The sequence below is a fragment of the Streptomyces sp. NPDC055025 genome (genome assembly GCF_053608565.1).
Genome location: NZ_JBSGVS010000015.1, coordinates 36,693 through 52,675, shown reverse-complemented (window position 1 = coordinate 52,675; position 15,983 = coordinate 36,693). Strand labels below are relative to the sequence as shown.

The following is a 15,983-nucleotide window of genomic DNA, read 5'->3' as shown; positions in this document are numbered from 1 at the left end:
GGCACCCCCACATGCGCCCCGGATCCATCCCCGGAATGACCAGAATCCTCGGACTCTCCGCCGCCCTGGCCGGTGTGCTGGCCGCGGCCTTCACGGCACCCGCCGCCGCCGAGAAGGCACCGGAGGCGGTCCCCGCCGCCGTCGCCGCCCCCGCCGTAGCCGCCGCCCCGGCGAACTTCACCCACCCCGGCGTGAACCTCAGCACCGCCCAGCTCGACTTCGTACGGAGCAAGGTGCAGGCGGGCGCACAGCCCTGGAAGTCCGCCTACGACCAGATGATGGGGAGCAGGTACGCCTCACTCACGCGTACGGCCAAGCCCCGCGCGGTCGTCGAGTGCGGCTCGTACTCCAACCCCAACAACGGCTGCACGGACGAGCGCGAGGACGCGATCGCCGCGTACACCACCGCGCTGGCCTGGTACATCACCCGCGACGACCGGTACGCGCAGAAGTCGATCCAGCTCATGGACGCCTGGTCCAACTCGATCCAGGACCACACCAACAGCAACGCCCCGCTCCAGACGGGCTGGGCCGGCTCCTCCTGGCCCAAGGCCGCGGAGATCATCAAGCATGTCTACGGCAACTGGCCGAACGCCGGGCGCTTCAGCACCATGCTGCGCAATGTCTATCTGCCGGAGATCATCAACGGCTCCAACTCCAACGGCAACTGGGAGCTGACGATGATGGAGGCGGCGGTCAGCATCTCCGTCTTCCTCGACGACAAGACGAGCTGGGACAAGGCGATCGGCAAGTACCTCGTCCGGGTGCCCGCGTACATCTATCTGGCCTCCGACGGCGCGTTGCCCAAGACCGTGCCCAGCCAGAACCTCGACACCCGCGACAAGATCGTCGGTTACTGGCAGGGCCAGGGCACCTTCATCACCGGTCTCACCCAGGAGACCTGCCGCGACTTCGTCCACACCGGCTACGGCATCTCGTCCGTCTCGCATGTCTACGAGACGGCGCGTATCCAGGGCCAGGACCTCTTCCCGCAGGTCGGCGAGCGGCTGCGGCAGGCGCTGGGCTTCCAGTCCAAGTACGAGGTCCAGGCCGAGCCCGTACCGTCGAACCTGTGCGGCGGCAGTGTGCAGCGCGGCCTCGGACCGATCACCGAGGTGGGCTTCAACGCGCTCAACACCCGGCTGGGCTACGCGATGACCAACACCCAGCGGCTCACGGAGCAGCAGCGGCCCTCGGGCACGAACAATCTGTTCGTGGCCTGGGAGACCCTGACCAACGCGGGCAACCCCAACTAGGCCCGTCGGCCGCCCGGTTGATCGAGCCCGGCGATGACGGAGAGGTGCCGGCCCCGGCAGGATCGGGGTCGGCACCTGTCTTTCGCGTCTTTCGCGTCGGCCGGTGTCAGTGCGCGGAGGTGCCGGTGTCGGTGTCGGTCAGGGTGCGGGTGTCCGTGTTCGCGCCGCACAGGATGACGCAGATCCGCTCGCCCGGGGCGGGGCGGTAGCCGCCCGTAGGGGTGGTGAGGGCCGCCAGGGCCGTGGCGGCGCCGTGTTCCACCGCGACGCGGTGGGCGGTCCAGAGGGTGTGGCGCGCGCGGGTGATCTCGGGGTCGGGGACCAGTACCGAGCGGACATCGGCGTGCTGCGCCGCGTGAAGGGCCAGAGGAGTGGCACGGGAGGCGCCCAGCGAGTCCGCGGCGACCGAGTCGACCGGGACGTCCACCACCGCGCCGGCCTCGATCGCGGCGTTCAGGGCGCGGCAGTTCTCCGGTTCGGCCGCCACGACCCGTACGCCGTGGTGCCCGGCCGCCGTGGCCACTCCCGCGAAGAGCCCGCCGCCCCCGACCGCGACCACCACCGTGTCGAGGCCCGGGAGCTGCCGGTGGATCTCCTCGAACAGCGTGCCCGCCCCGGCGGCGATCAGCGGATGGGCGTACGCGTGCGAGGCGAGCGCCCCGCTGCCGGCGGCGAACTCCTCGCAGGCCGCCAGCGCTTCGGCGTACCGCGCGCCGACCAGCCGTACCTCCGCGCCGTACGAGCGGAGCCTGGCCACCTTGACCGGCGGCGCGGTCTCGGGCAGGAACACCGTGGCGGTCACGCCCAACTGCCGGGCGGCCCAGGCGCAGGCGAGCCCCGCGTTGCCGCCCGACGCGATGGTCACCCCGGCGTCCGGGAGGGTGCCGGCCGCGCGGTGGGCCTGGAGGAAGTTCTGGGCGCCACGGGCCTTGAAGCTGCCGGTGTGCTGCATGAACTCCAGCGCCAGCCAGCTCCGGGAGCCGCCGGGGGCGTTCGCGGCACGGGCGGCGCGGGCGGCATCGCCGGCATCGGCCGCGCCGAGCTCCGTCGGCGCCAGGGCCACCGGGCGTACACGTCCCGCCACGCGGTCGCCCGCCTGCTTGACGTCGTCATAGGTGAGTCGGTTCACGGGAGCTCCTGTGCTGCCGGGTATGGCGGGAGAACGCGGTGTACGGGCAGGCCTGGCGCCGGTGTCAGCCGCCGCGGCGCTCGTCCGCGCTCGTCGCGGCGGACCAGGACAGGGTTTCCTTGTCGTTGAGGTGGTTGTACACGGTCGGCTCGGCGACACCCGCCACCTCGGCGATCTCCTTGACGCAGACCTGTCCGTAACCCCGGCGGGCGAAGACCGTGAACGCGGCGTCGAGGATCGCCCGCCGCTTGTCGATGCGCCCCCGTGATGCCGTCCGCCCGGCCGGTGCTGTCGCTTCCGTCACCTTCGTACCCTAGCGCCCGGCCCATCCGTCCGAACCCGGTGGTTCATTTCCGTGGACCCCTCCGGCGACGGCAGAACCGCCCGGGGTGTCGGTGAGGACACCCCGGGCGGTTCCAGGATCGGCTTCGGTCGGCTCCGGTCGGCTCGGCCGGAGCGGGCCGTCGTGCGGCTCAGCCCTAGAAGGTGAGCTTCCAGCTGTTGATACGGCCGACGTCCGCCGACGCGACGTCCTGGACCCGCAGCTTCCAGGCGCCGTTCGCGACCTCGGACGAGGCGCCCGCGTAGAACGTCTCCACGACGTTGTCCGCCGAGTCGCTGCCGCTGGCGGGCTTCAGGTTGTACACGCTGCCGTCCGGGGCGACCAGGTCGACGATCAGGTCACCGCGCCAGGTGTGCGTGATGTTCACGTCGACCTGGAGGCTCGGCGGGGCGTTGCCCGTGACACCCGTGACGTTGATCGTCGAGGTCACCGCCGCGCCGTTGTCCGGAATGGCGACCTGCGTGGTGCTCTCGAACGACTGGCCCGTGCCGCCGCCACCGGGGCGGGGACCGACCGCGATACCGGCCCAGGCGTTCTGGACGGCCGTGTACTCGGCGCTGGTGGCGCCGTACAGCTCAGCGGTGGCCGCGAGGGTACCCGTACGGGCCGCCGAGTAGTTGGTCGTGGACGTGAACTTCGTGGCCAGCGCCCGGTACCAGATCAGCTCGGCCTTCGCCCGGCCGATGCCGGTCACCGGCAGACCGTCCGAGGTCGGGGAGTTGTAGGAGACACCGTTGACGACCTTGGCGCCGCTGCCCTCGGAGAGCAGGTAGAACCAGTGGTTCGCCGGGCCCGAGGAGTAGTGGACGTCCACGCCGCCGATACCGGAGTACCAGTAGTCCTTGGACGCGCCGTCCTTGCTCGGCTGGTCCATGTACCGCAGCGGGGTGCCGTTGCCGTTGATGTTGATCTTCTCGCCGACCAGGTAGTCACCCGGGTCCTGCGGGCTGTTGGCGTAGAACTCGACCGCCGCGGCGAAGATGTCGGAGGTGGCCTCGTTCAGACCGCCGGACTCCTGGCTGTAGACCAGACGGGCCGTGGCGGCGGTGACGCCGTGGGACATCTCGTGGGCGGCCACGTCGATGGACGTCAGCGGCCGCTGGTCGCTCTGGCCGTCGCCGTACGTCATGCAGAAGCAGCTGTCCTGCCAGAAGGCGTTGATGTACCCGGTGCCGTAGTGGACGTTCGAGGTCGCGCCGACACCGTCATTGCGGATACCGGTGCGGTTGTGCACGTTCTTGTAGTAGTCCCACGTCTGCGCGGCACCGTAGTGGGCGTCCGCGGCGGCGGTCTCCGTGTTGGACGGCAGGCCGTTGCCCCAGATGTCGTCGGGACCCGAGTAGAGCGCCCCGGTGTCCGAGTTGTACGTCCGGTGGTTGCCGCGGCCGGTGTCGGTCAGGGTGTACGCCGGCGCGGTGCCGAGGGTGACCTGGCCGCTGTACTGGGTGTTGCCCACACCGTTGTTGACGGCCTGCCACTCGTACAGCTTCTTGCCGGTGGCGGCGTCGGTCACGACGTGCAGCTCGTTCGGGGTGCCGTCGTGCTGGAGTCCGCCGACGACCGTCTCGTACGCGAGGGTCGGCGTGCCCTGTGCCGCCCAGACCACCTTGCGCGGCGCGCGGTCGGCCTCGGTCTTCTTCGAGCCCTCCGCGGCGGCGGCGCTCAGCGCCTGCTTCTCGGCGACGGCGGGCGCGATGTCGGCCGTGGTGGCGACGTTCTTGAGGACGGCCTTGGACGCCTTGTTGACGGACTTCGTCGCGCCCGCCTTCGTCGCCGCCACGACGAGGTCGCCACCGAGGACCGGGAGGCCCTGGTACGTGCGCTCGTACCGGGTGTGCGTGGTGCCGTCCACATCCTGGAGGACATCACGGACGACGAGCTTCTCCTGCGCGCCGAGGCCGAGGTCCTGGGCGGTGGTCGCCTTGGACGCGTCGGCCGCCTTGATCAGCGCGGTGCGCTGCGCGGGAGAGAGAGTGCGCTCCTGCGCACCGGGGTCGGCCTTGCCGGCCACCGGTGCGGCGGGAGCGCTCTCGGGCTGGGCGGAAGCGGTACCGGCCTGCACACCGACGGTGAGCAGAGCGGCTGCCGCTATCAGAGCACCGGTCGCGGTGGCGCGACGGCTGGGCGTGGATCTCACGCGAACTCCTTCTGCGAGGGGGGTACCGGGCCGCTCGGTGGGCAGCCCGGACAGAGCAAGCGGAGCAATGTGGTGCGGAGAACGGGGGAAGAGTGACAGTCGTGACGGCTCACTGTCAGGAGCGCGTCAAGAAGTTGGCCGGAAATCGTCCGCTGCTCGAAAGGGCTTGTTCGTTAAGCGGACGTTTCGTCGATCATCGCGGAGATGCCGCCGAGGATTCGCACAGTGTCAACAACGGTTTGCCGCAGCGCGATTCGATGACCGCGCGGAGTTCGGACGCGAAGTTGCCGAATGTGAACGTGATGTTGAGCGGACGGTGCGCTGACGCTGACGGGAACGTTTCGTAACGTGACCTGTTTCTTACCGTCCGTTCCGCGGGGTCGCGGGCGTCGACTCCGCGGCGGTACGCGCGTCAACTCGCCGTACCGCGCAGGGAGACACGCGGTGCGGGAGCGGCGGCGGCCGACGGGGTCCGGCGCGACCAGCGGCCCGCGATGACCGCGCACACCATCAGCTGGAGCTGGTGGAAGAGCATCAGCGGAAGGATCACCAGCCCCGCCGAGGACCCGAAGAGCACGGCGGCCATGGGCAGTCCCGTCGCGAGGCTCTTGTTCGAGCCGCAGAAGACGATGGTGATGCGGTCCTCGTGGCTGAACCCCAGACGCCGCGCGGCGAACGAGGTCGTACCGAGCGCCACCGCCAGCAGGGCCGCGGCCAGCCCCAGCAGGACGAGCAGCCGTACCGGTGTCATCTGCCGCCAGATGCCCTCGGCCATACCTCTGCTGAAGGCCGTGTAGACCACGAGCAGGATGGAGAACCGGTCCAGGAGCCCGATGTACCTCTTGTGGCGGCCGATGAACTCCCCGATCCAGCGGCGGCAGAACTGCCCGGCGAGGAAGGGCAGCAGCAGTTCCGTGACGATGGTGAGCAGACCGTGCGGCGAGAAGCTCACCGCGGAGCCGATCAGCCAGGCCGCGAGCAGCGGGGTGGCGACCATCCCGGCCAGGCTGGAGTACGTGCCGGCGCAGATGGCCGCCGGGACGTTGCCGCGGGCGGTGGAGGTGAGCGCGATCGACGACTGGACCGTCGAGGGGACGGCGCAGAGGAAGAGCAGCCCCATGTAGAGCTGTTCGCTGAGCAGATACGGCACGAGGCCGCCGACGGCCAGCCCCAGCAGCGGGAAGAGCGCGAAGGTGCTGGCTCCCACGACGAGATGGAGCTTCCACTGCCGCAGTCCGTCCAGCGCCTCCCGGGTGGAGAGCCGCGCGCCGTACAGGAAGAAGAGCAGACCGATGGCGATGTCGGCGGCATGGCCGACGGCCGTCGCCGCCCCGCCGGTCGCGGGCAGCAGCGCCGCGAACACGACCGTGCCGAGGAGGGCGGCGACATAGGGGTCGACCGCCCTCCTCAAGCGGCCTGGCCAGGAACTCAGCCAGGTCATTGACGTCACGTCACTCACCGCTTTCGCCTTGCCACGGGGGATGGCCGACCTCGGAGATCCAGTTGCCGGAGGGAGTATGCCCACGATCCGGTTCCGGTTCCCCCCCGGGCGTCGGTGCCGGAGCGGGCGCCGGTGCGGGTGCCGACGCCGGTGCGGTTGCCGGTGCGGGTGCGGTTGCCGAGCCCGCGCCCGAGCCGTCTCCGGCCTGTACGTCGATGGCCCCGCCGCCCCCGTCGTGATCGCTGCCCGCCGTGCCCTTGGCGAGGAGCAGCGTATTGAGCGTCCGGTCGATCTCCAGCCATGAGTCCGCGTAGGAGTTGTCGATCACGATGAGTCCGACGCTCCGGTTGCCCGTGGGCTCCGGCCGCGCTTCGTCCTCGTCGTCCCGGGCCTCCACGGGAGTGACCGCCGGCCCGGCCGTCGCGGTACCGCCGGCGCACAGCACACTCGCCGCCACCGCGACGACGGCCCCCGCCGTGGACGCCCCCCGTACGAGGGACCCTGCTTTTCGCTGCCGGTGACGGCCGGTGCCGGACCGGAAGAGTTTCACGGACATTCGACGGTTCGGCGCGCGGTCAGACCGACACCGACGAGCGGAACCGATGGTGCCTGCTGATGTTCTTCTCCAGCAGTTCCGTGGATCCCTTGACGCCGATGGCTCCGGTTTCCGAGGTGTCCGGGAGACGGCCGTCGGCCAATTTGAGATCGGCCAGCGCGCCGTCGATCGCACCGTGCGCGGCGAAAAGACAGGGCGTGCTGTAGATGGCGAGATCGACGCCCAGCTCCGACAGTTCGGAGAGCGAGAGCCTCGGCGACTTTCCGCCGGCGATCTGATTGAACAGCAGCGGCTTGTCGCCGACGATCGAACGGATCTTGCGGATCCACTCCACACTCCGGACCCCGTCGACGAGGACGACATCCGCGTCGGTCTCCGCGAGGGCCTCCGCCCGGCGGATGATCTCCCCCTCCTCCGTGGCGTCCGTGCGGGCCACCACGAGCAGGTCCTGCCTGCTGCGCAGCACCAGGTCGAGCTTCTCCAGATACTCCTCCAGCGGCAGGATCAGCTTGCCGTCCGCGTGCCCGCACCTGCGGGGACGCTTCTGGTCCTCCAGGATCACCCCGGACGCCCCGGCGCGCTCCAGCCGCTGCACCACATGGCAGGCGACCTCGGGGTCCACATAGCCGTCGTCGATGTCCACGAGCAGATGGTGCTGCGGGAAGGCCAGCCGCAGCCGCTCCACGAAGGCCAGCATGTCGGGCCAGGCGATGAAGCCGATGTCGGGCAGTCCGTAGTGCGACGCCGCGAATCCGAAGCCGGAGACGAAGAAACCGTTGTAGTGCTGGGCCGCGATGGAGGCCGAGTACATGTCATAGATACCGATGAGAGGCGTCGTACGCGATGACGCGACCGCTTCTCGCAGAGTGGTGCCGTAGTTCATGGTTCTCCCTCAATTCAGAACCCGCCGCCCGAGCACGGGTTCAGGCCCTGTCGTGACGGGCAAACATTTACAGAAAACCAAGACTTCGTAAAACGACACACCGGTTCTTACCCCGAAGAGGCAAAAACTTGAGAGCGGTCATTATGTGACTAATTATCGGGAGGCGACGGCCGTCGCGCCGGATTCCGCTGAATTCCCGTGTCAGGCAAGGCTTTCGCGCCAGGCGCGGTGGAGGCCCGCGAAGCGGCCCGTGCCCGCGATGAGATCGGCCGGTGTGCCGTCCTCGACGACGCGGCCGTGCTCCATCACCAGCACCCGGTCCGCGATCTCGACGGTGGAGAGCCGGTGGGCGATCACCACCGCCGTGCGCCCGTGCAGGACGGTGTCCATCGCGCGCTGGACCGCGCGTTCGCCCGGGATGTCCAGGGAGCTGGTCGCCTCGTCGAGGATCAGCACCGCCGGGTCCGCGAGCAACGCGCGCGCGAAGGCGACCAGTTGACGCTGGCCCGCGGAGATCCGGCCGCCCCGCTTCCGTACGTCCGTGTCGTAGCCGTCCGGCAGACCGCTGATGAAGTCGTGCGCGCCGATCTCCTTGGCCGCCCGTACGATCTCCTCGCGGGAGGCGTCGGGCCGGCCGATGGCGATGTTCTCGGCGACCGTGCCGGAGAAGAGGAACGCCTCCTGGGTCACCATCACCACACCGCGCCGCAGCTCCGGTGTGTCCAGCTCGCGCAGATCGACCCCGTCGAGCAGCACCCGGCCTTCCGTCGGGTCGTAGAACCGCGCCAGCAGCTTGGCCAGTGTGGACTTGCCCGCGCCCGTGGAGCCGACGACCGCGACCGTCTGGCCCGCCGGGACCGTCAGATCGAAGCGCGGGAGGACCTCACCCCCCGTGCGGTACGCGAAGCTCACCCCGTCGAACACGACCCCGCGGCCCGGGAAGCCGCCCGTGAGCGCGGGCAGCGGCCGGGGGTGCTCCGCCTCGGGCACCGAGGGCGTCTGGGCCAGCAGGCCCGCGATCTTCTCCAGGGAGGCGGCGGCGGACTGGTACGAGTTGAGGAATATCCCGAGCCGGTCGATCGGGTCGTACAGCCGCCGCAGATACAGCACGGCCGCGGCCAGCACACCGAGGGCCAGCGTGCCCTCGGCGACGCGATAGGCGCCCCAGAGCACGATCCCGGCGACGGCGGTGTTGGCCACGAGCCGGGAGCCGACCACATAGCGGGCCATCTCCAGCAGGGCGTCGCCGTTGGTGCGCTCATGGCGGTGGTTGAGCTCGTGGAAGCGCGCGTCGTTGGCCCGCTCGCGCCGGAAGGCCTGCACCGGCCTGATGCCGTTCATCGTCTCCGCGAACTTCACGATGACGGCGGCGATCGCGGTGGACCGCCGGCCGAAGACCTCGGCCGCGCGGCGCTGGTAGAGCCGTACGAGCAGATAGAGCGGTACGAAGGAGAGCACCGCCAACGCGCCGAGCCCGAAGTCCAGATAGAGCAGCATCGCGCAGATGTACGCGAAGGCCAGCACCACGCCGATGAGTTCCTGGAGACCCTCGCTGAGCAGTTCGCGCAGGGACTCCACATCGGTGGTGGACCGGGAGATCAGCCGCCCCGAGGTGTACCGCTCGTGGAAGTCCACGCTCAGCGCCTGCGCGTGGCGGAAGATACGGCCGCGCAGATCGAGCAGTACGTCCTGGTTGACCCGGGCGGCGGCGCGGATGAAGGCGTACTGGAAGGCGCCCGAACCGACGGCGCAGATCAGATACCCGGCGCCGACGGCGATCAGAGGACCGTGGTCGTTCTCCCGGAAGGCGGGCACCCCGCGGTCGATGGCGTACGCGACGAGCAGCGGGCCCGCCTGCGCGGCGGCCTGCTGGAGCAGCAGGAGCAGCGCGGTCACGGCGACCCTCGTACGGCGGGCGCTCAGCAGGGACCGCAGCAGCGCGCCGGTGGCGCCCGGGGGCGCGGGCAGCGCGTCCTGCCCGAAGGGATCGTCCGCCGGGGCGGCGGGGGTGTCGGGGGCGTCGGGCGTGTCAGGGCCGGAGCCGGTGGCGGGGGCGTCGGTTCGCGGCGCCCGCGGGGGGCGGTCCGTACGCGCGCCCGCGTCCTTCCCCGTATCCGTGCCCGGCCCCTCGTCAGGGGCCGGTCCCGTGCCTGTGGTGCTGGTCGACGTGGTCATCGGACGGTCTCCTCAACGGCCTCGGACTCCACGCCCGGCTCGGTTCCGGACATCAGCCACGCGTACTCCTCGCTGGTGCGCAGCAGTTCCTGATGGGTGCCCACGGCGGCGATCCGCCCCCGCGAGATCAGCGCCACCCGGTCGGCGAGCATCACGGTGGAGGGGCGGTGCGCCACCACCAGCGCGGTCGTCTCCCGCAGCACCTGCCGCAGTGCCGCCTCCACCAGCGCTTCCGTATGGACGTCCAGCGCGGAGAGCGGATCGTCGAGCACCAGGAAGCGCGGCCGGCCGACCACCGCCCTGGCGAGCGCGAGTCTCTGCCGCTGGCCGCCGGAGAGACTGAGCCCCTGCTCACCCACCTCCGTACGCATGCCCTGGGGCAGATCACCGACAAAGCCCGCCTGGGCCACCTCCAGTGCCCGGGACAGCGCCTCCTCGCCGGCGTCCGCCGCGCCCATCAGGACGTTCTCCGCGACGCTCGCGGAGAAGAGCGTCGGCTCCTCGAACGCCAGCGACACCAGCTCACGCAGCCGTGGACGCGGTATCAGGGCGATGTCCTCGCCGTCCAGCGTGATCCGTCCCGAGGTCACCTCGTGCAGGCGCGGTACGAGCGCGGTGAGCGTCGTCTTGCCCGACCCGGTGGACCCGACCAGGGCCATGGTCTCGCCGGGTCTGATGTGCAGATCGATCCCGGACAGCACGGGTGTGGAGTCCGCGTCGGCGTCCGGGTAGCGGAACGAGACGCCCTCGAAGCGCAGCCCGCCCACGGCGTCCGGGGCCTGCCCGGGGTCCGGCGCGGGGGCGGGGGCGGCGGTCCGGCCGCCGTCGGGTGTTTTGGTGAGGGCAATCGTTTCTCCGGCCCGCGTGGCCCGCGTGGCCCGCGCTTCCGGCGCCGCCGGAGCGTCCGACGGCGCCGCCTCCGCCTCCTCCGGTACGTCCATCACCTCGAAGAAGCGCTCGGTCGCCGTCGCCGACTCCTGGCTCATCGCCAGCAGGAACCCCATCGACTCCACCGGCCACCGCAGCGCCAGCGCCGTCGACAGGAACGCCACCAGCGTGCCCGCCGAGAGTCCGCCGTCGGCCACCTGGACCGTGCCCAGCACCAGCGCCACGCCGATCGCCAGCTCCGGAATGGTCATGATCAGGGCCCAGAGGCCCGCCAGCAGCCGTGCCTTGTCCAGTTCCGTGGCGCGCAGCCGCCGCGCGAGCGCCCGGAAGGCGAGCGCCTGGCTGTGATGGCGGCCGAACCCCTTGACGATCCGGATGCCGAGCACGCCCTCCTCGACGACCGTGGTCAGATCGCCGACCTGGTCCTGGGCCCGGCGCGCGACCAGCGAGTACCGCCCCTCGAAGAACGCGCAGAGAACGACCAGCGGCACCACCGGGGCCAGCAGCACCACCCCGAGCGACCAGTCCTGGAGCAGCAGGATGACAAAACCCGCCAGGATCGTCGTCGTGTTCACCAGGAGGAACGTCAGCGGGAACGCGAGGAACATCCGCAGCAGCATCAGATCGGTCGTCCCGCGCGAGAGAAGCTGACCGGAGGGCCACCGGTCGTGGAAGGCCACGGGCAGCCGTTGCAGATGGCGGTAGAGATCGGCCCGCATCGCCGCCTCCACACCGGCCAGCGGGCGGGCCACCAGCCAGCGCCGGAAGCCGAACAGCACCGCCTCCACGATCCCGAGGAGCAGCAGGAACAGGGCCCCCAGCCAGACACCCCCCGGGTCCCGGTCGGTGACCGGTCCGTCCACCATCCACTTCAGTATGAGCGGGAACACCAGACCGAGGCAGGACGCGACGATCGCGACGAACGCCGCACTGGAGAGACGCGTTCGCACCGGTCGTACGTAAGGCCACAGGCGCAGCAGTGAGCGTACGGAGGACCGGTCCTTGGTGGTGGCATGTTTTTCGGGCATCAGGGCGAGCCTACGGTTTGCCACCCAACTCGCTCATATGGTTTTCGTCCTATCGGGGTCGCCATGGCGTGGTCGTATCGCCGTATCAGCCGGATGGCTGATGCTCGCGTACCCGGAACACCAGGACGCACCGCGCCGGGACCGCCACCGTCGTCCCGGCCTCGTACACCGTGCCCGGTGCCTCCGTCTGGTCCTCCCGCGCGGTGTCCACGAGCAGCTCGTACGTCCGCGCCCAGGGCGGTCCCGGCAGGGTGACGTCGACCGGGGCGCCCGCCGCGTGCAGAACGGTCAGAAAGCTGTCGTCCGTGATCTTCTCGCCGTGCGCGTCCCGCCCCGGGATGTCCCGCCCGGACAGGAAGAGCCCGAGTGTGGACGCCGGCGCGTACCAGTCCTCCTCGGTCATCTCCTCGCCGTGCGGGGTGAACCACGCCAGGTCCCGCAGCCCGTCGGGTGCCTGGGGCCGGCCGGAGAAGAAGGCGCGGCGGCGCAGGACCGGATGGGCGTGCCGCAGGGCGAGCAGCCGGGCGGTCAGCGCGTACAGCTCACGCGCGCCCGCCGGATCGTCCGCCCGCGCGCCCGCCGGATCGTCCGCCCGCTCACCGGGCGGTCCGAGCGGCGACCAGTCGAGCCAGCTCACCTCGTCGTCCTGGCAGTACGCGTTGTTGTTGCCACGCTGCGTACGGCCCATCTCGTCGCCCGCGACCAGCATCGGCACCCCGGTCGACACCAGCAGTGTGGTGAGCAGATTCCGCAGCTGGCGCCGGCGCAGGGCGTTGACCGAGGGATCGTCGGTCTCGCCCTCCACCCCGCAGTTCCAGGCGCGGTTGTCGTCCGTGCCGTCCCGGTTGCCCTCGCCGTTGGCCTCGTTGTGCTTGCGCCCGTACGACACGAGATCGCGCAGGGTGAAGCCGTCGTGCGCGGTGACGAAGTTGACGGAGGCGTACGGCCGCCGGCCGCCCCACGCGTAGAGATCGCTCGACCCGGAGAGCCGGTAGCCCAGATCGCGTACATCGGGCAGCGCCCCGCGCCAGAAGTCCCGTACGGCGTCGCGGTACCGGTCGTTCCACTCCGTCCACAGGGGAGGGAACGCGCCCACCTGATAGCCGCCGTTGCCCACGTCCCACGGTTCCGCGATCAGCTTCACCCGGCGCAGTACGGGGTCCTGGGCGATCACCGCGAGAAACGGCGAGAGCATGTCGACATCGTGCATCGAGCGGGCCAGGGCCGCCGCCAGATCGAAACGGAACCCGTCGACGCCCATCTCCGTGACCCAGTACCGCAGCGAGTCGGTGATCAGCCGCAGCACCTGGGGCTGGACCACATGGAGGGTGTTGCCGCAGCCCGTGTAGTCCAGATACCGGCGGGCGTCGGACGGGAGCCGGTAGTAGCCGCGGTTGTCGATCCCGCGCAGGGACAGGGTCGGACCCAGCTCCCCGGCCTCCGCCGTGTGGTTGTAGACCACGTCGAGGATGACCTCGATCCCCGCCGCGTGCAGCGCCCGTACCATCCGTTTGAACTCGCCGACCTGCTCGCCCCGGGTGCCGCCCGAGGCATAGGCGGCGTGCGGGGCGAAGTAGCCGATGGAGTTGTAGCCCCAGTAGTTGTGCAGTCCGCGGGTGAGCAGATGCTCCTCGTGGGCGTACTGGTGTACGGGCAGCAGCTCGACCGCCGTCACCCCGAGCCGGCGGAGATGGGCGATCGCCGCCGGATGCGCGAGGCCCGCGTACGTGCCGCGCAGCTCCTCCGGGATCCCGGGGTGGAGTTTGGTGAAGCCCCGTACATGGAGCTCGTAGATGACCGAGTCGGCCCAGGGTGTCTTGGGCCGCCGGTCCTCGGTCCACTCGTCGTCGGGCGCGTCGTCGTGGACGACGACCCCCTTGGGGACGAAGGGGGCGGAGTCGCGGTCGTCACGCACGGTGTCCGCGACATTGCGCTGCGGCCAGTCGCGGACATGGCCGTAGACCTCGGGCGGCAGCCCGCGGTAGTCGTTCCCCTCGGCGGCATCGACCGCGCGGGCGTACGGGTCGAGCAGCAGCTTCGCCGGATTCCAGCGGGCGCCCGTCCAGGGGTCCCAGCGGCCGTGCACCCGGAATCCGTACCGCTGTCCGGGGCGGACCCCGGGGACGAAGCCGTGCCAGATCTCATGGGTCAGCTCCGTCAGCGGAAGCCGGGTCTCGGCGCCGCCGTCGTCGAACAGGCAGACCTCGACCGCTTCCGCGCCGCCCGCCCAGAGGGCGAAATTGGTGCCCGCGACCCCGTCGGGACCGATCCGGAAGCGGGCCCCCAGCGGGGTCGGCGCCCCCGGCCAGACCGCCGTCCCCGGGCCGCCGGGTCCCCGGCGCCGGCCGTTGGCGCCGTACCGGGGGAGGGCGCCGGTCCGCCCGTTCCCGCCCGGCTGCCCGTTCCCGGTCGGCTGCCCGGTGCCGGCGGGCCCGCCGGCCCGCTCCGTCCCGTCCGCCGCCCGTGGTGTGTGCTCGGCTGCGCTCGCCACCTGTCCGGCCTCCCGCGGCTCCCGGGCCCGCGGATCGGCGCGCGCGGCGTCCCCGCCGCGGCCCTCCTCGCGTGGTCCTCCCACCTGTTCTGCCCGCAACCGGCCCCGCACTCACGTTTCCCCCGGAGGGGGGTGGTCGTTGGGCGGATCGTGAGACATGTACTGAAGCGCGCAAAGCGGGCGGGAGGCGGTATGGCCGCTGCCCTGGCATGGACAGGACTGCTGGTGGGGCTCGCGGGGCTGGCGGGATGCGTCGGCGAGCGCCCGCTCACCGACGCCAAGCCGAGGCCTCCTGGAATGAGCATCCGGATCACCCCCGAGGACGGTGCGAAGGACATCGGCGCGGCGGAGAAGATCGAGGTGAGGGTGGCGGACGGGCGGCTGGAGCGGGTGAAGGTCGTCCAGATCGAGGACGCGAGCCCCATCGCACTGCCGGGACGTATCTCCGAGAACGGCCGCGTCTGGTCGCCGGGGAACCGCGCCCGGCTCGCCCTGGCCGCCAAATACGGCGTCGACGTGGTGGCGGTCGACGGCCGCGGCCGGCGCTCGGCCCGGCACACCACCTTCACCACGGCCGTTCCCACCGACCGGTTCACCGGTTACTTCTCGCCCGAGAACCGGGCCACCGTCGGCACCGGGATGATCATCTCCTTCGACTTCAATCAAAAGATCCGCGACCGCGCCGCCGTCGAACGCGCGATCGAGGTCACCTCGGACCCGCCGGTCGAGGTGGTCGGCCACTGGTTCGGCGACCAGCGCCTCGACTTCAGGCCCCGCCGGTACTGGAAGCCGGGCACCGAGGTCGCGATGCGTATCGGGCTGCGGAACGTCCAGGCGGCGCCCGGGGTCTTCGGCATCCAGAACAAGACAGTCGGTTTCCGGGTCGCGCGGTCCCAGGTCTCCCGGGTCGACGCCAAGAAGCACACCATGGAGGTACGGCGTGACGGAATGCTGCTCTCGACCCTGCCGATCACCGCGGGCGCGTCCGAGAACCCCACGTACAACGGGAAGATGGTGGTGACCGAGTTGTACGACGTCACACGGATGAACGGCGAGACGGTCGGGTTCGGCGGCGAGTACGACATCGAGGATGTGCCGCACGCGCTGCGGCTGACCACCTCCGGCACGTTTCTGCACGGCAACTACTGGGCCTCCGAGGAGACTTTCGGCGCCGAGAACGTCAGCCACGGCTGTGTGGGGCTGCGGGATGTCAAGGGCGGTGCCCCCGACACCCCGGCGGGCTGGTTCTTCTACCAGACCCTGATCGGCGATGTGGTGGAGGTGGTCAACTCCCATGACCGCACGGTCGCTCCGGACAACGGCCTCGGCGGCTGGAACCTGTCCTGGCAGCGGTGGAAGGAGGGTTCGGCCGTCCACTGACCCCTGCCCCGGCCCTGGTTGAGTTCGGCTGAGCCCTTGCCGAGCCCGCGTCCGCCGTCCACCCGTCCCCGTCCACCCGTCCCCGTCCGTCCTGCCCCGCCCGTCCGCCCGTCCCCGTGTCCGCCGCCCGCCCCTTCCCGCACAACCCGTATGACCTGCGCCGTCCCGGACTTGTTGGGACGGAACGGTGACATTCGCGTACTCATCGCGACGCATGCGGTGTGATTGTCTATCGCCGTGCGCGTGCACTTCAGCGCGCGGTAGTGCGGGCCGTGG

The 15,983-nt window shown here is 70.7% G+C and carries 11 protein-coding genes; 2 read left to right on the top strand and 9 right to left on the bottom strand.

Annotated features, from left to right (window positions below; genetic code table 11):
* Positions 1-11: 11 nt before the first annotated feature.
* Positions 12-1,256 (top strand): alginate lyase family protein, encoded by a 1,245-nt coding sequence (locus ACWGDX_RS12015; protein WP_453624674.1) that lies wholly within the window; start codon positions 12-14, stop codon positions 1,254-1,256.
* Positions 1,257-1,362: 106 nt separating this feature from the next.
* Here ACWGDX_RS12015 and ACWGDX_RS12010 read toward each other — a convergent pair whose 3' ends face one another.
* From ACWGDX_RS12010 to glgX, 9 genes are all read right to left on the bottom strand, one after another.
* Positions 1,363-2,385, bottom strand: coding sequence for a serine/threonine dehydratase (locus tag ACWGDX_RS12010; RefSeq protein WP_453624672.1), 1,023 nt, complete (start codon positions 2,383-2,385; stop codon positions 1,363-1,365).
* Between the two features lie 64 nt (positions 2,386-2,449).
* Positions 2,450-2,689, bottom strand: a complete 240-nt coding sequence (locus tag ACWGDX_RS12005) for a TetR/AcrR family transcriptional regulator (protein WP_453624670.1) — start codon at positions 2,687-2,689, stop codon at positions 2,450-2,452.
* 175 nt (positions 2,690-2,864) lie between these two features.
* Positions 2,865-4,865: a M4 family metallopeptidase gene (locus tag ACWGDX_RS12000; RefSeq protein ID WP_453624668.1), complete on the bottom strand. Its 2,001-nt coding sequence runs from the start codon at positions 4,863-4,865 to the stop codon at positions 2,865-2,867.
* 412 nt (positions 4,866-5,277) lie between these two features.
* A complete protein-coding gene (locus ACWGDX_RS11995; RefSeq protein WP_453624792.1) occupies positions 5,278-6,306 on the bottom strand; it encodes a bile acid:sodium symporter family protein in 1,029 nt (342 codons plus the stop codon).
* Positions 6,307-6,316: 10 nt separating this feature from the next.
* Positions 6,317-6,862, bottom strand: coding sequence for a hypothetical protein (locus tag ACWGDX_RS11990; RefSeq protein ID WP_453624666.1), 546 nt, complete (start codon positions 6,860-6,862; stop codon positions 6,317-6,319).
* A 19-nt stretch (positions 6,863-6,881) separates the two neighbouring features.
* Complete coding sequence (locus tag ACWGDX_RS11985) at positions 6,882-7,745, bottom strand: isocitrate lyase/PEP mutase family protein (RefSeq protein WP_453624664.1); 864 nt, start codon at positions 7,743-7,745, stop codon at positions 6,882-6,884.
* 201 nt (positions 7,746-7,946) lie between these two features.
* Positions 7,947-9,920: an ABC transporter transmembrane domain-containing protein gene (locus ACWGDX_RS11980; RefSeq protein WP_453624662.1), complete on the bottom strand. Its 1,974-nt coding sequence runs from the start codon at positions 9,918-9,920 to the stop codon at positions 7,947-7,949.
* Positions 9,917-11,836 (bottom strand): ABC transporter ATP-binding protein, encoded by a 1,920-nt coding sequence (locus tag ACWGDX_RS11975; RefSeq protein WP_453624660.1) that lies wholly within the window; start codon positions 11,834-11,836, stop codon positions 9,917-9,919. The genes ACWGDX_RS11980 and ACWGDX_RS11975 overlap by 4 nt, the downstream gene beginning before the upstream one ends.
* An 85-nt stretch (positions 11,837-11,921) precedes the next feature.
* On the bottom strand, positions 11,922-14,327 hold the full coding sequence (gene glgX, locus ACWGDX_RS11970) for a glycogen debranching protein GlgX (RefSeq protein WP_453624658.1): 2,406 nt from the start codon (positions 14,325-14,327) through the stop codon (positions 11,922-11,924).
* Between the two features lie 192 nt (positions 14,328-14,519).
* On the opposite strand from glgX, the gene ACWGDX_RS11965 reads away from it, so the two are divergent.
* A complete protein-coding gene (locus tag ACWGDX_RS11965; RefSeq protein ID WP_453624656.1) occupies positions 14,520-15,707 on the top strand; it encodes an Ig-like domain-containing protein in 1,188 nt (395 codons plus the stop codon).
* Positions 15,708-15,983: the final 276 nt, after the last annotated feature.